The sequence below is a fragment of the Pseudomonas massiliensis genome, from assembly GCF_000826105.1.
GTDB classification, from domain to species: domain Bacteria; phylum Pseudomonadota; class Gammaproteobacteria; order Pseudomonadales; family Pseudomonadaceae; genus Aquipseudomonas; species Aquipseudomonas massiliensis.
The window spans coordinates 1271767-1293778 of sequence record NZ_CCYK01000007.1; the positions used below are offsets into that span (position 1 = coordinate 1271767).

General features: G+C 62.1%; 20 protein-coding genes and 2 pseudogenes. 12 read left to right on the forward strand and 10 right to left on the reverse strand.

From position 1 onward, the window contains the following. Positions 1-21: 21 nt before the first annotated feature. The 4 genes from BN1188_RS16640 to BN1188_RS16655 form a co-directional block, all read right to left on the reverse strand. Complete coding sequence (locus BN1188_RS16640) at positions 22-477, reverse strand: NUDIX hydrolase (protein WP_040262497.1); 456 nt, start codon at positions 475-477, stop codon at positions 22-24. A 55-nt stretch (positions 478-532) separates the two neighbouring features. Then, positions 533-1045 carry a GNAT family N-acetyltransferase gene (locus tag BN1188_RS16645; protein WP_040262498.1) on the reverse strand — a complete coding sequence of 171 codons (513 nt, stop codon included), beginning with the start codon at positions 1043-1045 and terminating at the stop codon, positions 533-535. 127 nt (positions 1046-1172) lie between these two features. After that, a complete protein-coding gene (locus BN1188_RS16650) occupies positions 1173-1802 on the reverse strand; it encodes a class I SAM-dependent methyltransferase (protein ID WP_040262499.1) in 630 nt (209 codons plus the stop codon). 126 nt (positions 1803-1928) lie between these two features. Then, entirely contained in the window at positions 1929-2783 is an 855-nt protein-coding gene (locus BN1188_RS16655; protein ID WP_040262500.1) for a LysR family transcriptional regulator, read from the reverse strand. Between the two features lie 75 nt (positions 2784-2858). Between BN1188_RS16655 and BN1188_RS16660 the strand changes: the two genes are divergently transcribed. The 9 genes from BN1188_RS16660 (at position 2859) to BN1188_RS16700 (ending at position 13731) form a co-directional block, all read left to right on the forward strand. After that, the gene (locus tag BN1188_RS16660; protein WP_040262501.1) at positions 2859-3809 is read left to right on the forward strand and encodes a DMT family transporter; all 951 of its coding nucleotides are present in this window, start codon (positions 2859-2861) and stop codon (positions 3807-3809) included. A 90-nt stretch (positions 3810-3899) separates the two neighbouring features. After that, a complete protein-coding gene (locus tag BN1188_RS22010) occupies positions 3900-6491 on the forward strand; it encodes a M10 family metallopeptidase C-terminal domain-containing protein (protein WP_052469322.1) in 2592 nt (863 codons plus the stop codon). A 289-nt stretch (positions 6492-6780) separates the two neighbouring features. Further along, positions 6781-7737 carry a sugar ABC transporter substrate-binding protein gene (locus BN1188_RS16670; protein WP_040262502.1) on the forward strand — a complete coding sequence of 319 codons (957 nt, stop codon included), beginning with the start codon at positions 6781-6783 and terminating at the stop codon, positions 7735-7737. Between the two features lie 51 nt (positions 7738-7788). Continuing rightward, entirely contained in the window at positions 7789-9342 is a 1554-nt protein-coding gene (locus BN1188_RS16675) for a sugar ABC transporter ATP-binding protein (protein WP_040262503.1), read from the forward strand. Continuing rightward, positions 9339-10331 carry an ABC transporter permease gene (locus tag BN1188_RS16680; protein WP_040262504.1) on the forward strand — a complete coding sequence of 331 codons (993 nt, stop codon included), beginning with the start codon at positions 9339-9341 and terminating at the stop codon, positions 10329-10331. Before BN1188_RS16675 ends, BN1188_RS16680 begins: the two co-directional genes overlap by 4 nt. A gap of 1 nt (position 10332) precedes the next feature. Beyond that, entirely contained in the window at positions 10333-11361 is a 1029-nt protein-coding gene (locus tag BN1188_RS16685) for a LacI family DNA-binding transcriptional regulator (protein WP_040262505.1), read from the forward strand. After that, entirely contained in the window at positions 11358-12311 is a 954-nt protein-coding gene (gene rbsK / locus BN1188_RS16690; RefSeq protein WP_040262506.1) for a ribokinase, read from the forward strand. The genes BN1188_RS16685 and rbsK overlap by 4 nt, the downstream gene beginning before the upstream one ends. Further along, positions 12283-12687 carry a D-ribose pyranase gene (gene rbsD, locus BN1188_RS16695; RefSeq protein ID WP_040262507.1) on the forward strand — a complete coding sequence of 135 codons (405 nt, stop codon included), beginning with the start codon at positions 12283-12285 and terminating at the stop codon, positions 12685-12687. The genes rbsK and rbsD overlap by 29 nt, the downstream gene beginning before the upstream one ends. Before the next feature lie 21 nt (positions 12688-12708). Continuing rightward, positions 12709-13731, forward strand: a complete 1023-nt coding sequence (locus BN1188_RS16700; protein WP_040262508.1) for a nucleoside hydrolase — start codon at positions 12709-12711, stop codon at positions 13729-13731. A gap of 17 nt (positions 13732-13748) precedes the next feature. On the opposite strand, the gene BN1188_RS16705 is transcribed toward BN1188_RS16700, so the two are convergent. Continuing rightward, the gene (locus BN1188_RS16705) at positions 13749-14591 is read right to left on the reverse strand and encodes a LysR family transcriptional regulator (protein WP_052469323.1); all 843 of its coding nucleotides are present in this window, start codon (positions 14589-14591) and stop codon (positions 13749-13751) included. 93 nt (positions 14592-14684) lie between these two features. Between BN1188_RS16705 and BN1188_RS16710 the strand changes: the two genes are divergently transcribed. After that, positions 14685-15068 carry a tautomerase family protein gene (locus BN1188_RS16710; RefSeq protein ID WP_040262509.1) on the forward strand — a complete coding sequence of 128 codons (384 nt, stop codon included), beginning with the start codon at positions 14685-14687 and terminating at the stop codon, positions 15066-15068. Between the two features lie 62 nt (positions 15069-15130). Here BN1188_RS16710 and BN1188_RS16715 read toward each other — a convergent pair. Beyond that, positions 15131-15469, reverse strand: a pseudogene (locus BN1188_RS16715) (GNAT family N-acetyltransferase); the annotation flags it as partial. A 177-nt stretch (positions 15470-15646) separates the two neighbouring features. Beyond that, a pseudogene (locus BN1188_RS16720) lies at positions 15647-15946 on the reverse strand (glyoxalase superfamily protein); the annotation flags it as partial. A 139-nt stretch (positions 15947-16085) separates the two neighbouring features. Between BN1188_RS16720 and BN1188_RS16725 the strand changes: the two are divergent. Further along, positions 16086-18203 carry a TonB-dependent siderophore receptor gene (locus BN1188_RS16725; RefSeq protein ID WP_040262511.1) on the forward strand — a complete coding sequence of 706 codons (2118 nt, stop codon included), beginning with the start codon at positions 16086-16088 and terminating at the stop codon, positions 18201-18203. A gap of 78 nt (positions 18204-18281) precedes the next feature. Here the strand turns inward: BN1188_RS16725 and BN1188_RS16730 are convergent, their stop codons facing one another. Beyond that, positions 18282-19235 (reverse strand): GGDEF domain-containing protein, encoded by a 954-nt coding sequence (locus BN1188_RS16730; RefSeq protein ID WP_040262512.1) that lies wholly within the window; start codon positions 19233-19235, stop codon positions 18282-18284. A gap of 119 nt (positions 19236-19354) precedes the next feature. Continuing rightward, positions 19355-20287 (reverse strand): LysR family transcriptional regulator, encoded by a 933-nt coding sequence (locus BN1188_RS16735; RefSeq protein ID WP_040262513.1) that lies wholly within the window; start codon positions 20285-20287, stop codon positions 19355-19357. 113 nt (positions 20288-20400) lie between these two features. Between BN1188_RS16735 and BN1188_RS16740 the strand changes: the two genes are divergently transcribed. After that, the gene (locus BN1188_RS16740) at positions 20401-21153 is read left to right on the forward strand and encodes a 3-oxoacyl-ACP reductase family protein (protein WP_040262514.1); all 753 of its coding nucleotides are present in this window, start codon (positions 20401-20403) and stop codon (positions 21151-21153) included. 405 nt (positions 21154-21558) lie between these two features. Here the strand turns inward: BN1188_RS16740 and BN1188_RS16745 are convergent, their stop codons facing one another. Continuing rightward, positions 21559-21810: an outer membrane protein assembly factor BamD gene (locus BN1188_RS16745; protein ID WP_040262515.1), complete on the reverse strand. Its 252-nt coding sequence runs from the start codon at positions 21808-21810 to the stop codon at positions 21559-21561. Positions 21811-22012 lie beyond the last annotated feature (202 nt).

The following is a 22012-nucleotide window of genomic DNA, read 5'->3' on the forward strand; positions in this document are numbered from 1 at the left end:
AAAGGTCGCGGCTCGTGGCCTTCACAGCGTGAAGACCCCCGCCTTAGTCAGTATGTCGACAAGGTTTTCCGGCCATACCGTTTCTTTGGTGGACTTCAACGCTGCCATGGACCACCAGCAGTGTTCCGTCATAACCCGCATCTCATGCGCGGACCATCCGGAGCGGGACAGGGTTTTGTCCGCGGTGTGCACGAGGAAATACTGTTCTACCGTGAGTACCGTTTCACCGTCAGGCAGAAGCAGCGGAAGGCTTCTGTCTGCTACGGGCTCTTCCATGATTGAAACATGGAGCCCGGTTTCCTCATGCAGCTCCCGCATTGCCGCGGCGTGGAATGTCTCTCCTTCCTCCAGGCCGCCGCCCGGGGTTGCCCAGTAGTTGCTCCCCGCCAAGGCATCCTGGGTATGGGAGAACCTGAAAAGCAGCACTTTACGTGAGGGACTGACCACCAGCAATCGGGCGGCCTTTCGCTTTCGCATCATTGGTTTCCTTCCGTGGAGGGGCATGGCCAAGATGGCCGGCCTGATGTCGGCATCACATGGCTAACCCATACCTTACTTCGCGCAAAGATACGCCACCTCTCGAAAGATGGCGTTCACTGCCGACTTCCGCGAGGCATCCTGCCCTGATATAGAATCGAATCGCACGTTCGTTACCCTTGAGAACCCAAAGGGTCAACCGCTCATAGCCTTGGTCTGCTAAATGTCCCACGCCGGCCTTCCACAGGGCCAGGCCGATACCCGCTTTCCAGTACCTCGGTAAAACGTAGATGGCCATGACCTCGCCCACGCGTCCACCAGAGACGTCCTCGTCTCGGCTTGCCCCAACCGCTATCCAGCCAATAATCCCTGTATCCAACGCCGCGACCAAGACCTCGGTCTCACCCGATTCAATCGACCGAGCCCAGGATGACTCACGCCTATCCAGTGTTGCATCCAGCGAGCGCAGGTAGGATTCGGGCATTAGCTCGCGGTATGCTTCTTGCCAACTGCGGATATGTACGCGAGCTATGGCGTTCGCATCGCTAGGTAATGCCTTGCGAATCATGGAGCGGCTCCTGATGCAGTTGAAGGAAATATGGGTTGGCTGGTGCTGACGCGTCTGCCTAAGAAGCTGGCCAGAGACACTGCTGATATCACCCGTCACGCTCTTCGTTGAGCTGAAGACCGAAGCATCAAGCGAACCCGTTCAAGGCCGGTTTCAGGGCGATAACGTCAAAGCGATGCCAATGCTTCCTGCCTCGCATACTAGGCCCATCATATTGCTGAATTTCGAAAGTCTTCAGGCAAAACGCTTCGAATAGTGCGCGGGCTTCCGACTCGGAATGAAAGGTTCTCGCCGGGTCGGATGCCCAATCATCTTTGTCACCGAACAGCTGGCCTACGAAGATTCCGCCCGGCAGAAGTGCAGATACCACAACCGACCAGAACTTTTCGAAGCGCTCTGGATGACAAAATGGCAGCGACATGCCTGCATGGATCAATGAAGAGGGTGGCAAGGACTCGAGGCTTTCGAACCGTTCGGTTGCTGTTTCTAGCTTCACGGCAGGGTGATCCAGACCGATAGCGTGCACCATCTCTATTGCGGCCGGCTCTCGGTCGATGGCTAGCACATCCCAGCCAGCTTGAAGCAAGGCGCGCGTCTCTATGCCAGATCCACAGCCCAGGTCCACGGCTTTCTTGATGCTCTCGGGGTTGCTAGCGAGCCCAAGCGCTGTGCGAAGAAGTGAAGAAGCAGGGCGCGCGCGGTGTTGTTCATAATACGCGGTCCATCTTGAAGGCCCGCGCGGATCGTTGCAGTGCATACCTTTTGTTTTCCTTGGTAGACAGCTTCCCTGATAGGCCCTGCCATAGGCGCCTCCTTGTCCGAAGCTCCAGCATAGCCGCGCACTCTTTCCACTGCCGTGGTCTGAGCGCTTCCAGCCCGGAATCTACAACCGAAACCACTGCCGCATCGCATTCCTGAGCAGGGCCACCGCCTCATCCCCTTGTGACGCAGCGCTGCGCACGAACACGATTTCATGATCAGGAATCACGGGCAGGTCTTTCAGAATTCGCATGCGCTCGGTGACCTTGGCAAGGTCGATCAGGCTGACAGCCAGTCCGGCTTCCACGCAGGCCTTTACCGCCTGGTTGGACTGGCTTTCGAGCACGATACGCGAACGTCGGCCGCAGGCCTTCAGAGCTTCGGTCATGGCTTCGCGGTAGGGGCATTGCAGCGCGTGTACGGCCAAGGGCAGAGGGTCATCGAGCGCCACGGTGGTGTTGATTGGGCCGACCCAGACGGGCATGGTCGTCATCATCACCTGAGCGTCAGGGCCGGCCTGGCCTTTGGGTTGTGCCAGCACGGCTGCCTGCAACTCGCCGCGCTGTACCCGTTCCCGCAGCGCATAGCTGGGCCCTGTCTCGAGTTCCAGGACCACATTAGGCCAGGCGGCAGTAAAGATGGGAAGAATGTCCAGGATAACGTGCGCCGCATACTCATCGGGTACCCCCAGGGTGATGCGCCCGGCGAGGGCAGGGCCGTGCAGGTCTGCCAATGCCTGATCGTGGGTGCGTAACAGTGCGGCCGTGGACTCTAACAGACGTTTGCCCAGTGGGGTGAGGGATACCGATTGATTGTCCCGGTTCAGCAGTCGAGCGCCTGCTACCGCTTCCAGGCGCTGGATATGCACGCTCACTGCCGCCGGGCTTTTATGCAGGTGCTTGGCGGCGGCACTGAATTTGCCAATGCGGACCACCGAATGGAAGGTCCGCAAAAGGTCGATATCGAGAATGCCTCGCATAATTCAATTTCCTTGAACAACTGGTCCAGAATATTTTGATTTATTAGACTAGACCGGTTCCGTAGCCTCTGGACCATGAACAAGCCAAGTGTGATCCAGCGCAGCGAAACGGTACCCTGTGCATGGAGTGAGATCTTGCCGCTCCCTTTGCTTGAAGCAGGGCTGTTGCTGGCCTGGAGTTCAGGGTTCATAGGCGCGCGTTTTTCCATCGACTATGCCTCCGCCTTGTTGGTGGTGTTCTGGCGCTGCGTGCTGGTATGCCTTCTGCTGTCACCTTTCGTATTCAGATCGCTGCTGAGCACGCCGCTTCCTGTACTGCTGAGAAATGCCGGTATCGGCCTGCTGGCCATGGCCGGATACCTGACTGGCGTCACCCAAGGCATCGCGCTCGGTGTGCCGGCCGGACTTGCAGCCCTTTGTGCGGACTTGCTGCCCCTGGGCATGGCGCTATTGGCAGCAGCCTTTCTAGGCGAGCGGTTGGCGCGTCGGGTTTGGCTGGGGTTGATCGTTGGGCTCGTGGGCGTGCTCTGGGTGACGCACGGCGTACTGGAGCTGGGCAGCGCACCGTTCTGGGCCTACGCCTTGCCGGTGGCAGGCATGCTGTCACTGGCAGTCGCGACCCTGTGGCAGAAGCAATTGAGTGCTGCGCAAACCCTGGGCCTGTTGCCCAACCTGTGGCTGCAATGCTTTGTCTCCAGCTTCGCCTTCGCCGCTATCCAGGGCAGCCAAGGCAGCCTGGCCCCTGTTCCGACTACTGGGTTCGCCCTGAGCGTGCTGTGGACAGTGGGCTTATCGACGCTCGGCGGTTACGGGTTGTACTGGCTTTGCCTGCGCCGCAGTAACGGCACCCGCGTGGCCAGCGTGCTCTACCTGAGCCCCCCGATCACCATGCTCTGGGCCTGGGCCATGTTCGATGAACCGCTGAGCTGGCGGATGGCGGCCGGTATGGCGGTTTCCGCTTGCGGCATCTGGCTGGTAATGGGAGGCATGAGTTTGCAAGCTGCCAGGCGGGACCGTCATCCTTGAACCGGAGCTCATCCTACGGGTCGTAATCGCTCCATCCATCCGCACAGTTTGTGGTCGCGCGGACCAGCCTTTATTCATCAAGGAGTTCACGTGGCCACAGTCTTCAATGTGCTCGATTTCGGCGCCAAGGGTGACGGCGTTACCGATGACACCCAGGCGATCCAGAAAGCTATCGATGCTGCCTTCAAGGCCGGCGGCGGCGAGGTGTTTATGCCGGAGGGTACCTACATCCTCAGCGGTCCCAACAGCGATGGGGGTTGTCTGACGCTCAGAAGCAAGGTAACGCTCAATGGGGAGCGCCTGGGGGAAACGACCCTCAAGCTTGCGGACGGCTCGAGCGGTGACATCGATGGGCTGATCCACACGGCCGCCAAGGTCAACACCACCGATGCCAAGGTCAGTAACCTGACGCTGGACGGCAACAAGGCCAATACCAGCGGGACGGTGGATGGCATCGTCACCGGTAGCGGGGCGGGCGGCACCGCCCATACCACCGGGCTGATCGTGGCAGGGGTGGAGCTGCGCAACTTCAGTGGCGATGGCCTGCGTGCCCAGGCCCTCACGGACGGCGCGCAAGTGAGCGATAGCCTGGCCCACGACAACGACGGCGACGGCTTCGCCACAGCGTTCCAGACCCAGGCTGTTCGGGCCGACTCGATGTCCTTCACCGATAGCCAGGCCTACCGCAACGGTGGCGACGGCTTCGATGTGGTGGTCGCATCCGGTGTGTCGAGCTCTGGATACTTCCTCAATAACCAGTCTCACGACAATACCGGCAACGGCTTCGTGCTTACTGGGGTAGAGCGTCCCGCTAACACTGACATGTACCAACAGTTCGGGATCGTCGGCGGCCAGTACTACAACAATGGCAGGGCCGGCATCGAGATTCGCGGGTGGGAGGGCGGCACCCTGAGCAATGTGGATGTACATGGCAATGGCGCCGAAGGCATCGCGGTACTTGGTACCTTCCGGCAGGGGCTGTACCAAAACTATGTGCACGACAACGCGCAGGCCGGCCCGGCGGCGGAAATCCGCATCGGCGAATACACCAATGCCCAGGGCGTCACAACCGGAAGCGACCCTGTCCTCAATCTGATCGACAACACCATCGTCGGTGGCGACAACGCAACCTATGGGCTGGATGATAGCCACGCTCAACCTGCTGACTATTACCGCAACGTGTATGGCAACCAGATCAGCCATGCCCAGCTGGGCCTGGTGGTCAGCGGTGCCGACTACACGCACAGCTATGGCTCTCTGGGTGGCCCGGCCTATACGTTGATAGGTAGCGACAAGGCCGAGCGCATCCTTGGCACTGGGGCCGGGGAAGCCTTGGTCGGCGGACGCGGCCGGGATCAGCTCGATGGCGCGGCGGGCGATGACAGGCTTGACGGGGGCCAGGCCGCGGACCGGCTCAGCGGTGGTGTCGGGAACGATGTGTTCGTCTACAGCCGCCGGCAGGATAGCTACGCCAGCGACGCGGGCAACACCCATGACCGCATCCTGGACTTCGATACCGCCCATGATCAACTGGACCTTGCCGCTTTGCGTATCACAGGCCTGGGCAATGGTTACCAGGGCACCTTGCTGCTCAGCTATAAGGGCGACAACGACACCACTTACCTGCAGAGCCTGGATGCGGATGCCGACGGCTATCGCTTCAAGCTGGCCTTGAACGGTGACTACCGAACAAGCCTGACCGACGCAAACTTCTTCGGCCGCGAGGTCGGTACTCCAGACGCGGACATCATCGACGCCTACCCCCGCGGAGCATTGCTTGTGGGGCTAGGTGGCAACGACACGCTAAGGGGTGGCGCCAGCAACGATCGCCTGGAAGGGGGTGCTGGAGCGGATCGTCTAAGCGGCGGTGCCGGCGCCGATACCTTTGTCTACAAGACACTCGCCGACAGCTATGTCAACGATGCCGCAGGCATCAGACAGCAGGATCTGCTTCTGGACGCTTATCAGGGCGACGGTGACCGTATCGACGTGTCGGCCCTGGGCTTCACCGGGTTGGGCGACGGTCATGGCAGCACCCTTCTTGAGAGCTATGACAAGACGACGGGATTGATCACCCTCGAGTCGTTGGAAGCCAATGCCGCTGGCGACCGTTTCTCGCTGACCGTCCTAGGTAGCCTCTTTGTCGGTTCCATAGGCGGTTCATTCAATGATGCCTTCATCTTCGCGCCTTCTGTGCCGGACGCTGATGACCCTAATGACGTGACCTATGCCGACCTCGTGTCCGGACGCGTTACGGGGGACGACAGCTTCGACTACTTGTCCGGGGAGGCCGGCGATGACGTGCTGATCGGCAACGGCGGCGCCGACTCGCTATCGGGGGGATCCGGCGCTGATATCTTCGTTTACAACAGCGTCAGCGACAGCTACCGAGGGGCGTCGGACATCATTACCGACCTGCTGGTGTCGGTGGACCGCATCGATGTCTCCGCCCTGGGCTTCACCGGCCTTGGAGACGGAAACGACAACACCCTCAAGGTCAGTTACAACGCTTCCAACGATCGAACCGCCCTGACGTCCAACCAGGTCGATAGCGAAGGCCATCGCTTCCAGGTGCAGCTGTCAGGTGACTACCGACAGACCCTGAGCGACCAGAACTTCGTTTTTGCCGATCACAGCCCCGAGCTTGCCCTGCTGGGAGCGGAACAGGCTCAGGCTGGCTGATCCTTCGCGGCCGAACGGGCCGGTACGGCGCCGGTCTGGGCGGTCGTTTTCCCAGGACGGCCTACCTTGGTCAGTTGATACGGTGCCCCGGCCTTGGAGGGTTGGGACGCCGATCGCGCCAAAAAAACCGCGGCGCATTTTCAGACGCGCTTCCGATGTAAAGCCTCGAAACATTGATTTGACAATCAAAGCCAGTTTTTCCATAGTCCTGTTTCGCAAACGTTTGCGCGATGGCAGATTGGCCCGGCAGCGTTCGCTAGAAAAATAATCACAACAACGGAGATCACCCATGAAGCTGCCCTTCGCTGGCCGCCTGCTGGCCGCTGCCGTGCTCAGCGCCACCACCCTGCTGCCATTCTCTGTCGCTCACGCCGAATCCTCTGAAAAGCCCAAGGTCGCGCTGGTCATGAAGTCGCTGGCCAACGAATTCTTCCTGACCATGGAGGACGGCGCCAAGGCCTATCAGAAAGAACACGCCAGCGATTTCGACCTGATCTCCAACGGCATCAAGGACGAATCGGACACCTCCAGCCAGATCCGTATCGTCGAGCAGATGATCGTCTCCAAGGTCGATGCGCTGGTGATCGCCCCGGCCGATTCCAAGGCGCTGGTGCCGGTACTGAAGAAAGCCATGGACGCAGGCATCGTGGTGGTGAACATCGACAATCAGCTCGATGCCGGTGTGCTCAAGAGCAAGAACCTCGAAGTGCCCTTCGTAGGGCCGGACAACCGCAAGGGCGCTGCTCTGGTGGGCGAATACCTGGCCAAGCAGCTGCAACCGGGCGCTCAGGTCGGGATCATTGAAGGCGTGCCGACCACCAGCAATGCGCAGCAGCGCACCGCCGGCTTCAAGGACGCCATGGCCGCGGCCAAGATGAACGTGGTTTCCGTGCAGTCCGGCAACTGGGAAATCGACAAGGGCAACGCGGTCGCCTCGGCGATGCTCAACGAATACCCGGACCTCAAGGCCCTGCTGGCCGGCAACGACAGCATGGCGCTGGGCGCTGTATCCGCCGTGCGCGCGGCCGGCAAGGCTGGCCAGGTAAAGGTGGTCGGCTACGACAACATCAACGCCATCAAGCCGATGCTCAAGGATGGCCGCGTGTTGGCCACCGCGGATCAGTTCGCGGCCCGTCAGGCGGTGTTCGGCATTGAAGCGGCGCTGAAAAAGCTCAAGGGCGAGAAGGTTGAGACCAATGACAAAGGCGTGATCGAGACCCCGGTAGAACTCGTCACCCAACCTTGATCTCTTGACCAGGACACCTGCTCCAACGGAGCGGGTGTTTGGAGAAAACCTATGTCTGCGTCCACCCAGACGCCTGTCCTGTCGATCTCTGATATCGGCAAGACCTACGCCCAGCCCGTGCTGGGCGGAATCAACCTGAGCCTGATGCGCGGGGAAGTCCTGGCGCTGACCGGCGAGAACGGCGCCGGCAAGAGTACCTTGTCCAAGATCATCGGGGGCCTGGTGATTCCGACCACCGGGACCATGGTATTCAATGGCAGCCCCTATGCGCCCCAGAGCCGTGGCGAGGCCGAGAGACTCGGCGTACGCATGGTGATGCAGGAACTGAACCTGCTGCCGACACTCACCGTGGCGGAAAACCTGTTCCTGGACAACCTGCCACGGCGGGCGGGCTGGATCGACCGCAAGCGTCTGCGCGAAGAGGCGATCAAGGCCATGGCGCAAGTCGGCCTGGACGCCATCGACCCAGACACCCTGGTTGGCGACCTGGGTATCGGTCACCAACAGATGGTGGAGATCGCCCGTAACCTGATCGGCGATTGCAGGGTTCTGATCCTGGACGAGCCCACCGCCATGCTTACCTCCCGTGAGGTGGAGATGCTCTTCGAGCAGATCCAGCGCCTACGGGCCGAGGGCGTGTCCATCATCTACATCTCCCATCGCCTGGAAGAGCTGGCTCGCGTGTCCCAGCGCATCGCCGTGCTGCGTGACGGCCGGCTGGTGTGTGCCGAACCCATTTCCCGCTACGACAGCGAACAGCTGGTGACGCTGATGGTCGGTCGCGAGCTGGGCGAGCATATCGACATGGGCCAACGGCAGATCGGCGACGTGGTGCTGGCCGTGAACAAGCTCAGCCGCAAAGGCAAGGTGCAGGACGTTTCCTTCAACGTACGCGCCGGGGAAATCTACGGAATTTCCGGGCTGATCGGGGCAGGGCGCACTGAGCTGCTGCGGCTGATCTACGGCGCCGACCGCGCTGACAGCGGTACTGTCGAGGTAGGCCGGCCGCTGCGTCCGGTCACGCTGCGCTCGCCCGCCGACGCGGTGGAGCACGGTATCGCCCTGATCACCGAAGACCGCAAGAGCGAAGGCCTGTTGATGACTCAATCCATCAGCGCGAACATCGCACTGGGCAACATGGCCAACATCTCCCGTGGGGGAGTGGTCAGCGCCGAGGACGAGCGCGCCCTGGCACAGCGCCAGATCGACGCCATGCGCATCCGTAGCGCCGGGCCGTCGCAGCTGGTGTCGGAATTGTCCGGCGGTAACCAGCAGAAGGTGGTAATCGGCCGCTGGCTGGAGCGCGACTGCCCGGTGATGCTGTTCGACGAACCCACCCGCGGCATTGACGTAGGCGCGAAGTTCGACATCTATGCTTTGCTGGCCGAGCTGACCCGCCAGGGCCGGGCCCTGGTAGTGGTGTCCAGCGATCTGCGTGAACTGATGCTGATCTGCGACCGCATCGGCGTGCTCTCCGCCGGGCGACTGATCGAGACCTTCGACCGCGACAACTGGACCCAGGACCGCTTGCTCGCCGCCGCTTTCGCCGGCTACCAGAAACGTGACGCGCTCATTCATGACCCAGCGCTCAGGACTGCCCCATGAAAAACATAAGCTCTGCAACGCTGCAAACCCCTGCCCGGCGCAGCGGTAACTACTTTGGCCTGGGAACCTACCTTGGCCTGGCCGGCGCGCTCCTGGCAATGATCGTGCTGTTCTCCATCCTCAGCGACCATTTCCTCTCCTATCAGACCTTCAGCACCCTGGCCAACCAGATCCCGGACCTGATGGTGCTGGCGGTGGGCATGACGCTGATCCTGATCATCGGCGGCATCGACCTTTCCGTGGGTTCGGTACTGGCGCTGGCAGCCTCGGCGGTAAGCGTGGCCATCCTTGGCTGGGGCTGGAGCGTGTTCCCCGCCGCGCTGCTGGGCATCGGTTGCGCCACCCTGGCGGGCACCATCACCGGCTCGATTACGGTGGCCTGGCGCATTCCTTCGTTCATCGTCTCGCTGGGTGTGCTGGAAATGGCCCGTGGCGTGGCCTACCAGATGACCGACTCGCGCACCGCCTATATCGGCGACGCCTTCGCCTGGCTGTCCAACCCGCTGGCCTTCGGCATTTCGCCCTCGTTCCTGATCGCCTTGCTGGTGATCTTCATTGCCCAGGCCGTGCTCACCCGCACTGTGTTCGGGCGCTACCTGATCGGCATCGGCACCAACGAAGAAGCCGTGCGCCTGGCGGGCATCAACCCCAAACCCTACAAGATCCTGGTGTTCTCGCTGATGGGCCTGCTGGCCGGTGTGGCGGCGCTGTTCCAGATCTCCCGATTGGAAGCGGCCGACCCTAACGCCGGCGCTGGCCTGGAACTGCAGGTCATCGCGGCGGTGGTGATCGGTGGCACCAGCTTGATGGGCGGACGTGGTTCGATCATCAGCACCTTCTTCGGGGTGCTGATCATTTCCGTGCTGGCCGCCGGATTGGCCCAGATCGGCGCCAGCGAGCCGACCAAGCGGATCATCACCGGCGCCGTGATCGTGATTGCCGTGGTGCTGGATACCTACCGCAGCCACCGGGCACGTCGGCAGGGCTGATATGGCAACCATCAAAGATGTGGCGGCACTGGCTGGCATCTCCTATACCACCGTGTCCCATGTGGTGAACAAAAGCCGGCCGGTGAGCGAGCCGGTGCGGCTGAAGGTCGAGGCAGCGATCGCCCAGCTGGGCTACGTGCCCAGTGGCGTGGCCAGGTCGCTCAAGGCCCGCAGCACCCGCACCATTGGCATGTTGATTCCCAACGGCATCAACCCGTATTTCGCCGAGCTGGCCCGGGGAATCGAGGATCACTGCGAGCGCAACGGCTTCTGCGTGATTCTCTGCAATTCCGACGACAACCCGGAGAAACAGCGCAATTACCTGCGCGTGCTGCTGGAGAAGCGCGTCGATGGCCTGATCGTATCCTCGGTGGACGGCGATGTGGGAATCGCCGGAGGGCTGGCCGAAGTGCGTACGCCCTTGGTAGTGGTAGACCGCGAACTGGATAGCGTCCCTGCTGACACGGTACGTATCGACCACGTACAGGGCGCCTGGCTGGCGACCCGGCACCTGCTGGAGCTCGGCCATGAACGCATTGCCTGCATCAGCGGGCCGATCGCGACGCCCGTGGCGGACATGCGCCTGGCCGGTTACCGGCGGGCCATGCGTGATGCCGGTATCGCCCCCCAGCCCGGCTTGATGATCAATAGTGAATTCACCAGCCCCGCCGGCTACCAGGCTGCCGTCCACCTCCTGGAGGACGTGAAGCCAACGGCGATCTTCGCCGGCAACGATGTGATCGCCATCGCCGTGCTACGTGCCGCGGCCGAACGAGGCATCTCGGTGCCCGGTCAGTTGTCGGTGGTCGGCTTCGACGATATTCAGATCAGCCGTTATGTCTACCCCGCGCTGACCACGGTGGGGCAGTCCATCCGGCAACTGGGCGAAACGGCGGCCGAAATGCTGCTGCGCCGCATTATCTCTCCCAATTCCCTTGACGTGCGCCGGCTGCTGGTCACCCCCAGTGTCGTGGTACGGGAATCCACCGCAGCCCCTGGCCTCAAGATGCCGACCCGGAGTGACGCATGAACAACCAACAGGCAGACATCGTGATTGTCGGCAGCCTCAACATGGACCTGGTGATACGCGCCAAACGAATGCCGCGCCCAGGCGAAACCCTGGCTGGCGATACCTTCACAACGGTACCCGGTGGCAAGGGTGCCAACCAGGCGGTGGCGGCCGCGCGTCTGGGCGCGTCCGTGGCCATGATCGGCTGCGTGGGCGACGACGCCTATGGCGAGCGCCTGCGCGCGGGGCTGATGGTGGAATCCATCGACTGCCGGGCCGTGACAACCCTTTCCAGCGTTTCCACTGGCGTGGCGTCGATCGTGGTCGATGAGCAAAGCCAGAACGCCATCCTGATCGTGGCTGGCGCCAACGGCGAGCTTACCCCCGGCCTGCTGGAGCAGTTCGACAACGTGCTCGATTCGGCGCGGATCGTCATCTGCCAGCTCGAGGTGCCGGTGCCGACGGTGCATCATGCCCTGACCCGGGCACGCCAACTCGGCAAGACGGTGATCCTCAACCCGGCGCCGGCCGTTGGCCCGCTGCCAGCGGACTGGTATCCGCTGATCGACTATCTGGTACCCAACGAAACCGAAGCCCAGGCCCTTACCGGCATCGTGGTAGATTCGCCGCAGGCCGCTGAACAGGCGGCGCATATGCTGCGCGAGGCCGGGGCTCGCAATGTGATCGTCACCCTGGGCGAGCGGGGGGTGCTCAAGGTTGGCGAAGAGGGCTGTGGGCATTGGCCAGCCCCTGTGGTGAAAGCCCTGGACAGCACCGCGGCGGGAGATACCTTCGTCGGCGGGTTCGCCGCGGCCTTGGCCGCCGGCCAGAGTGAAGGGGATGCGCTGCGCTTTGCCCAGGCGGCGGCTGCCCTGTCCGTGACCCGTGCCGGCGCGCAGCCGTCGATTCCCACCTATGTCGAAGTCAAGGAGTTCGCTTGGAATGAAAAAGACAGCCCTGCTCAACATTGAGCTGTCCAAGGTCATCGCTTCCCTGGGCCACGGCGATATCGTGATGATCGTCGATGCCGGCATGCCTGTACCGGCAGGCGTACCGCTGATCGATCTGGCCCTGACCCGCGGCGTGCCGGACTTTGTCAGCGTGCTGGACGTGGTCCTCAGCGAAATGCAGGTGGAAAGCCATGTGCTGGCCAACGAAATGATCAACGTAAAGCCTCCGGCCTTGCAGGTGCTCGAAAGCCTGAACCTTGACAATCAGCTGGGTGAACAACGCTGGGTCAGCCACGAGACCCTCAAGGCCTTGAGCCGCACGGCCAAGGCCATTGTCCGCACTGGCGAATGTCAGCCCTACAGCAATGTCGCGCTGGTGGCCGGCGTAGTCTTTTAATTTACGAAAGGAGCTACAGGGATGTTGAAAGGTCTATCCAGATACCTGATCGGAGGCGCACTGCTTTTGGCGATCTCTACCGTTTCAGCCGTGCAGGCGGCGCAAAAGCGTGACCTGATCATCGATACCGACCCCGGCGCCGATGATGTGGTCGCCTTGCTACTGGCCCTGGCCTCGCCTGAAGAGCTGAATGTCATGGCTATAACTACCGTGGCGGGCAATGTGCGGCTGGACAAGACCTCGCGCAACGCCCGCCTGGCGCGCGAATGGGCCGGTCGGGAAGAGGTGCCGGTGTACGCTGGCGCCCCACGGCCGCTGGTACGCACGCCCATCTACGCCGAGAACGTGCATGGCCAGGAAGGGCTGCCGGGCGTGCCCGTGCATGAGCCGGCCAAGGGCCTGGCTTCCGGGAACGCAGTGGATTACCTGATTCGCACCCTCAGCCAGGCCAAGCCTCACAGCGTCACCATCGCCATGCTGGGGCCGCAGACCAACCTGGCCCTGGCCCTGACGCAGGCGCCGGAAATCACCCAAGGCATCAAGGAAGTGGTGGTCATGGGCGGCGCGCACTTCAACGGCGGCAATATCACCCCGGTAGCCGAGTTCAACCTCTACGCCGATCCGCATGCCGCGCAGATCGTGCTGGCCAGCGGGGTGAAGCTCACCTATGTGCCGCTGGATGTGACCCACAAGATCCTGACCAGCGAAGCCCGCCTCAAGCAGATCGCCGCCTTGGGCAACCACGCCGGCCAGCTGGTGGGCGATATTCTCAACGAGTACGTGAAGCTGGACATGGAGCACTATGGCCTGCCCGGCGGCCCGGTGCATGATGCCAGCGTCATCGCCTGGCTGCTCAAGCCGGAGCTGTTCTCCGGCCGGGAGATCAACCTGGCGATCGACAGCCGTGAAGGGCTCGGCTTTGGCCAGACGGTGGCCGACTGGTACGGCACCCTGAAGCAGAAACCCAATGTCTTCTGGGTCGAGAACGGCGATGCACAGGGCTTCTTCGACCTGCTGACGGCGCGGTTGGGGCGACTGAAGTAAACCTGGGCAGCCGGATATCACCGAGGGGCCAGCAGCGCTGCCAGATGAGCTGCCATTCGCTCGAAGGGCAGCCGGCTCGCCACATGCCCATGGCGTCGCTCGACCAAGGAGTACGCGATGTCCGGCAACGCTGGCAGCGAGGCCGACTGTAGCGGCGGCAGCCCCAGGCCGGCCTCGGTACGGCAGCTCAGCCCCAATCCAGCCTCTACCGCGGCGCGCACGCCCTCTAGGCTTGGAGTCGTAAGTACCAGGCGCCATGGTCGCCCCACGGCATCAAGCACCCGTTGCGCGGCGAGCAGGAAGGGGCAAGGCGGGGTGATGCCTATCAGCGGGACCACGTCCGCTTCGGCTAGGCCCGCGTTGCCGAACCACTGCATAGGCAAGCGGGCCACGACCCGGCCGCCGAAAGGCTCCCCTGCGCACAAGGCCGTGTCGATGCGATCTTCGCCCAAGGCTTGAAGTAGCTCGGCGGTATTACTGATGATCATGGAAAAGGCCGCATTCGGCGTTGCCGCCTTGATATCTGCGAGGGTAGGACGCAGCACCTCCGCGACGAAATCCTGGACCACGCCTATCCGGACCGGCAGCGCTTGATCCGGTGCCAGCTCAGCGCGGGCTGCGTCAATTCGGCCAAGGATGGCACGTGCATGGGCCAGCAGCACCCCACCCGCCGGATTCAGCCGAAGCGCCCGACCGTCCCGGTCGAACAACGCCTGGCCTACCAAGCGTTCCAGGCGGGCTATTTGCAGGCTGGCCGCGGACTCGCTGCGGGCGATGCGGTTGGCGGCTGCAGCGAGCGAGCCTCCATCGACAACGGCCAGGAAGGTACGGAGCAGGGGGGATGGCAAATCGGGAAGCATGAGAAATGCTCAAGTCTGATCAGTGTAGAACCACACTATAGTTCTACTTCGCTCGAATAAGCTGTGGTCTCAACCTTCCATCAGGTAATCGCCATGCCCTTCGCTCGAGTGACGTTGTCCCACAGTCTTCTCCCCGGTACCGAAGCAAATCTGGGCGAGGCGCTGACCACGCTGATCGCCGAAGCCCTCGCAAAACGGCATGACCTTACCTCCGTGCTCATCGAGGTACCCGGCGGCCTGCGCTGGACGGTCGGTAATTCGAAGCAATTGACGGCGGCCCATCTGGAAGTCTGGGTAACCGCCGGCACCAATTCCTGCGAGCAAAAACGCGACTTCCTCTCCAAAGCCATGGCTGTGCTGCGCAGCGCTCTGCCGGGCCTGCATCCGGCAACCTATATCGTGGTGAACGAAGTTCCAGCCTCTGATTGGGGATACGACGGCGTCAGCCAAGCTGATCGAGCAACGGCGCCCGCCTAGTTCTGCAATCAAGGCTTTCGCCGGACGGCGGCTCGTTGGTGGCCGCCGTTCGGGCGCCCCCGCTATCGCCGCAGCCGCGCCATGGTGAGCGCGTCGACATAGGCGCCATCACGCACGGCACAATCGCGCAGCAGGCCCTCGCGCTCGAAACCAAACTTGGCATAGAGCTTCACCGCGGCCTCGTTATCGGCGAATACCGTCAGTTCCACCCGGCGCAGGTTCATCCAGTCATCGGCCACCGCCAGGGCCGCTTGCATCAGCCGCGAACCGACCCCCTTGCCCTGCCAGGCCGATGCTACGCCCATGCCGATAGTGCCTACATGGCTCTGGCGAATACGGCTGTATTGCTCAAGGCTGAGGTTCCCGACCACTTTAATGCCGTCAAGATGAAGCGCGGTCATTGGTTAAATGGGGATCGTGGGGGGCGTAATGGGCATGCACTCGTTCCTTTAAACCGTCAGCGGCGTCCAGCATGCCTCTATACCTGAATAGGCCCATCGGCCTATGCTGAGCGCCGGCCTATGGCAGCTTGCACAGGTGGGAGCCAGCAAAAGCTGGCGAGATTCTTCAAGGATGGGTCAATACTCACAAAACCGAAGCCGATTGCCGAAGGGGTCATGCACCTCCATGACCCGCTCCCAACCCTGCTCGACGATCTCCGGCCGGCCATATCCATAGCCTTTTGCCTGTAGCTCACCCCGCAGCAGGCCGATGTTCGTCATGGGGACAAAGAGGGTAGCGCCAGGGCTGGCGTCGCGGTGATGTTCAGAAAGGTGCAGGCGCAAACCTGTTCGATCTATGCCCAGGTAGAGCGGTAAGCCAGGCTCGAACCGATGTTCGAATTCAATGCTAAAACCGAGAAAGTCCAGACAGAACTCCCCGGTGTCGTGACTCGCCTCTGAACACCTCTCCTTAGGACGAAACTTAACTTTCCTGAGTTTTGTGAATGCAACTCACTCTCATCGAATGTATGATCGCCGACGCTTTTGCCCCTGACCTGCCGCGAGATACGCTTCGATGCGCTACGCCCTTGTTTCCTTGTGTGTGCTACAGACCTTTCCTGCCCTTGCCTGGGCTGAAACCCCAGCGCAAGCCTCGTCGACCGAACTGCCCACGCTCTATGTAGAGGCGCAGGGCACTGGCGCGGACGCGACGCAGGGCGCGCAAGGCTACCGCACACAGCGTTCCTCCAGCGCGACTCGGACCGACACACCGCTCCATGAGACACCGCAGTCGGTTTCCGTGATAACCGCCAAGGTGCTGGAAGACAGCAACGTGACCCGGCTGCAGGACGCGCTGGATTATGGCGGGGGCGTAGGCCGGGCGAACAACTTCGGCGGGCAGGGCCTGACCACCTACACCGTGCGTGGCTTCACCTCCGGCGAGTTCTACCGCAATGGCTTCCCGGTCAACCGGGGCTACCCCAACGCCCCGGACGCCAACACCATCGAGCGCATCGACATTCTGCGGGGGCCGGCGGCTACTCTCTATGGGCGCGGCGACCCGGGCGGTACGTTCAACGTAGTGAGCAAGCAGCCCCAGGCTGAGCGCAAGACCACCATCGGCGGGCAGTTCGACGATCAGGGCATGTACCGCGGCACCCTGGACACCACCGGCGCGCTGGACGACAGCGATGCGCTCACCTACCGGGTGAACCTGCTGGGGGAGGGCGGGGACAGCTTCCGGGACCACGTGGAAACTGAGCGGTACGACATCGCGCCGGTGCTGACCTGGCAGGCCACCGAGGATACGCGTATCACCTTCGAGGGTGATTACATGCGCAACAACCACCCATTGGACCGGGGCAACACCCGCTATCTGAACCAGGTCGGCACTGGCAGTCGGGATACCTACCTCTGGGAAAAAGGCTCCGCCAATCTGCTGCACAACGACAACAATGTCAGCCAGCTGCGTTTCGAGCACCTGCTCAACGATACCTGGCAGCTTGCCGGTGGCCTGCAGTGGCTGGACGGCCGCTTGCAAGGCAACGCCGTGGAAGCCAACGGCCTGCAGGCCGACGGCCGCACTCTGGGGCGCAACCTCAACTGGCGCAAGCTGGAATGGAACGACCTCGATGCCCAGCTCAACCTCTCCGGCACCTTTTACGCTGGCGGGCTGGAGCATACCCTGCTCACGGGCGTCGAGTACGAAGCCTATGACTACGAGTCGATCATCCTTCGCTCGGCGGCCGGCACGGGGGCTTACCCGATCGACATACTCGACCCCGTGCTGGGCCAGGCGCGCCCGGCACTGACCCGCGTCACCACCTACGACCATGAACAGCTCAAGACTGCCGCTGCCTTCCTGCAAGACCAGGTCGCCCTCACTGAACGGCTCAAGCTGCTGGTGGGCGTGCGCCTCGAACGCGACCAGCACGACTATGACAACAAGATCGGCAAGGACTGGCACAAGGACGAAAATGCGGTAACGCCGCGCTACGGCCTGGTCTACGACCTCACCCCGGACGTGGCGCTCTACGGCAGCTATTCCGAATCCCTCAAGCCCAACATGGGGCGCTCCAGCACGGGGGCGGGCTTCGATGCCGAAGAGGGCAAGTCCTACGAACTGGGTGTGAAATGGAAGGCGTTGGACGATCAGCTTGCCGTCGACGCGGCCATCTTCCACACCATCAAGGACAACGTCCTGGCACTGGACCCGGCCGATTCCAACTTCAGCGTGGCCGCTGGCAGGGTACGCAGCCGCGGTTTCGACTTGAATGTCTCCGGCAACATTACGCCCGAGTGGCGCGTGATGGGCAGTTACGCCTACGTGGACGCCGAGGTCACCAAGGACACCTCGCTGGCCACCGGCACGCGCCTGGCCAACATCCCCCAGCGCAGCTTCAACCTGCTCAACGTGTACGAGTTCCAGGATGGCGGCCTGAAGGGCCTTGGCTTGGGCATGGGGGTTCGTCACGTGAGCGAGCGGGCCGGGCTGACCGCCAACAGCACCTATGAGATGGCCAGCTATACGGTGGCGGACCTGCTTACCTTCTATCAGGTCACCCCGAAGCTGCGGGTCAACCTGGACGTGCGTAACCTGTTCAATGAGGAATACGAAGAAGGCGCCTTCAACTGGTACGCCTATCCCGGCGCGCCTCGCACGGTCCAAACAGGCTTCACCTATAGCTTCTAGAACCTCTGGCCGGCGTCCCTGCGGGTGACTTGGGCGCGCTGCGATCAGCCTGATCCGACGCAGCGAGCCAGGCGCTGATCAAGGCTGGGGTGCCGAACCCGTTGGAACGTACACCCTGACCTGGGAACGCCCGCCGCTTTTCGCCTGGTAGAGCGCTTCATCGGCCCGGCGCATCAAGGTATGGATATCTCGCCCGGCTTCGGGATAGAAGGCCAGGCCGATGGAAGACGAGGTTTTGATCCGTTGGCCTCTGATCGCCCAAGGTTGCTGGAGCGCTTCACAGAGACGCGTCGCGAGTCGGATGGCCTGGCCGCGCTCGCCGCCGCCCAGGAATATGACGAATTCATCTCCGCCGATGCGGCCGAAGAGGTCAATCTTGCGCAGGGCATGACGCGTTCTTCGGGCGAAGGCGACCAACAGCTCATCACCCACCTCATGACCGTACCGGTCGTTGATGCGCTTGAAGTCATCCAGGTCCAGGTAAAGCAGGGCCCGACCAAGCTCGGCCGGTTCGGCCGGGTTCAAGGCAGACAGCTGCAGCGAAACCAGGTCCAGTATCCCGCGCCTGTTGGGTATGCCGGTCAGCGAGTCAATGAAGGCGAGCTGTCGTAGGCGGTCTTCGCTGGCCTTGAGCGCTTCTTGCGCAAGCTTGCGCTCAGTGATGTTCCGGCTCACGATAACTAGCCGCTGACGCTTCCCCTCGCTATCGAAATGTGGGGTTTTGACCACTTCCCAGGTGTTCAGCCGCCCATCCGCGCCAGTGAAGGATTTTTCGATCAGGGTGGGGCGGGCGTTACTCCACGCAAGCTCGTCGGTTTGCATGTTTCGGCGGAACCCCTCGGCGTAGGCAGGCTGAATCGCTGTCAGTGCTTCGTCGGTAATTCCTACATAGTCAAAGCCGCTCAAGCCGTAGGCTTGCAAAGCCGTTTCATTACAAAACAGCCAGCGGCCTTGGCCGTCCTTGACCACGATGAATTCCTGGATCGAGTCCAGAAGCGCTCGCAGGTCTACGGCGTCGGAGTGAGCGTTCATGTTCAGGCTTCAAGGTCAGGGAATAGGCGGCAGTTTGCTATTACCGTATCGGCTAAGCTGCGTTTTTGCGTAGTCCGCTTGTCGCTGTTCTACAACCTCAGCCCTGTCTTTGAATGGACTCAATTGCTGAGTCGCGCATTCAGGCCCGTCGCCCAGTCAGCGTTGCGCGCCCTGTCCACCACGAAATCCACGAAGGCCCTGGTCTTGGCGGGCAACAGTTTCTGGCTGGAGAAGTAAAGGTAGATCTGTCCGGCGTCCACGTACCACCCGGGCAGTACCCGCTCCAGGCTGCCGTCTCGCAAGTAGGGCATCACATCCGGCACGGCCAGCAGGGCGATGCCCAAGCCCAGGCGGGCGCATTGGCACAAGGCTTGGGGATCGTTGGCCAGCAAGCGGGGAGTTAACTGCAAAGGGCTTTGCTGGCCATGCGGACCTTGAAGCATCCAGCTGCGCACCTTGCCTGTCTGCACGGAGCGCATGGCCAGATGATCCCGCTTGGCCAACGCCTCCAGGTCCCGGATGCGGCCCTGTTTCGAAAGATAGCCTGGCGATGCCACCAGCATCAGGTGAGCGGGGGCGATGCTTCGGGCCACAAGGCCCTGAGCCAGCTCGATACCGCCACCGACGGCGGCGTCGTAACCCTCCGCCACCAAGTCCACCTGGCGATTCTCGAACGTCCATTCCGGGATGACCTTAGGGTATCGCTCAAGAAATTCGGGCATGAGCGGCAACAGGAAATCGCGACCGAAGCCGGGCGCGGCCGTAAGCCGTAGAACGCCAGAGGGCTCGTCCGCATGGCTGGCCATATGTTCGATTGCCGCCTGCACGGCGTCCAGTCCGGCACCCACGTTCCCAAGAAACCGCTCGCCGGCCTCGGTCAGGGTCAGCTTGCGCGTACTGCGCTGAAACAGACGAACCCCTAGGTTCGCTTCCAGCTGAGCAACGTTACGGCTCACCGCGGCCGGGGTGAGGCCAAGTCGCCGTGCCGCCGCGGAAAAGCTCCCAGCCTCGGCGCTGCGTACGAACGACAACAGGTTACCCAAGGTTTCCATAAGCCTACCTTCAAGTGATGCTTGAAAATGATTCTAGCGATTACCCTCTACTGGAGAAAGACTGAAAAGCGTCTCATAGCCTCATCAACCCACACATACCAGAGGCTAAAACGATGAACATCTCCAATCCTCCGCTGGCCGGCAAGGTCGCTATCGTTACCGGTGGTTCACGCAGCATCGGCGCAGCCATCGCCAAGCGCCTGGCCGCGGACGGCGCGACCGTGGCCATTACCTATAACGCCTCGCCTGACCGCGCCGACGCGGTAGTGCGGCAGATCATCGAGGCGGGTGGCCAGGCTGTCTCATTGGCCGCCAACGCCGGTGACCCGCAGGCCGTACGCGAGGCTATCGACGGCATTGCCCAGCGCTATGGCCAGATCGACATTCTGGTGAACAATGCGGGCATCAGCGTACTGGGCGCGCCTGAAGACATTGCTTTCGAAGACTTTCAAAGGATCCTGGCGGTCAATGTCACCGGGGTATTCGTGGCCACCCAGGCAGCCCTGCGGCACATGGGGCAGGGCGGTCGCATCATTCATATCGGCAGCTCGATGGTGCAGTACGCCGCGTTCGCGACCGCGTCGGCCTACACCCTGACCAAGGGTGCCCTGACCGGCTTCAGCCGGGGCCTGGTCCGCGACCTGGGGCCGCGCGGCATCACCGTCAACGTGGTGCATCCCGGGCCCACCGACAGTGACATGAACCCCGCCGACGGCCCGGTGGCAGACTTCGTCCGTCCGAACATCGCCCTTGGCCGGTATGGCCAAGGCAGTGACGTGGCCAGCGCGGTCGCCTATCTTGCCAGCCCCGAGGCGGGTTTCGTCAGCGGCGCCGAGTTGATGGTCGATGGCGGTTTCACAGCGTAAGGGGTTGCGCCTGAAGGCTCAGGCGCATCAGTCCACGAATAGCCCTTGCTCACGCTCGAAGGCCTCCCGCAGATAAGCCGCGACGGTCCGGACAGGGAGGCTCTCCGGTCTTGCGCTCGCATCAGCAACAGATGTCCAGGGCAGGTGGCTCATTGCCCAGACGGCAGCGTCTCAGGCTTGGCTCCCGGCGTCCCAGGTAGTGGGGCACCAGTGCCAGTCCAACACCGGAGCGGGCAGCAGTAGCCTGGGAGACGTGGTTGTCGGCCTTGAAGGAGATCGAGCAGAAATGACCCTGCTCCACGCTTGCTGAGTGATCCAGAGCGGCTCGACCCAAAGGGTGCCCTGGCCGCTGGTGAGATCGTAAAGGAGGATTTCAAAGCACAAGCCGGCTCGGCTACCGGGGAATTAGCTCTCGCGACCCGGCGAGGCGGGGCGCAGGCCTTGGGCAATGCCCGCGGCGTTGGTGTCCTGGCCGCGGATCAGCCTGGCCCGAGCCTGGACGTACTGGTCGTAGGAAAGCCCCTGGCGATTCAGGGCTTCCATGGACAGCTGGAAGCGCTCTTCTGGAGTATACGGCCGGGTTTCGGGGCCATCGGTGGCGCAGCCTGTCAGGGCGGCGGTGAGCAGCAACGACGTCATAATCAGCAAGGTTTTCATGGGTCCCTCCGGCCTCTCGGCGCATTTCAGTTCTGGAATGCGTTCAGGCTAAGGCCCTCGACGCCCGTGCAGAAATCACGGGCTTTGATAGTGGCTATTACTGATACATCAAGGCGGTTTACAACCAAGATGGCCTTCTGCCAAGGCCCGTAGTAGAGCCTTTGCAGTCCTGTATAAATATGGATAAATTTCAAAAGACCAC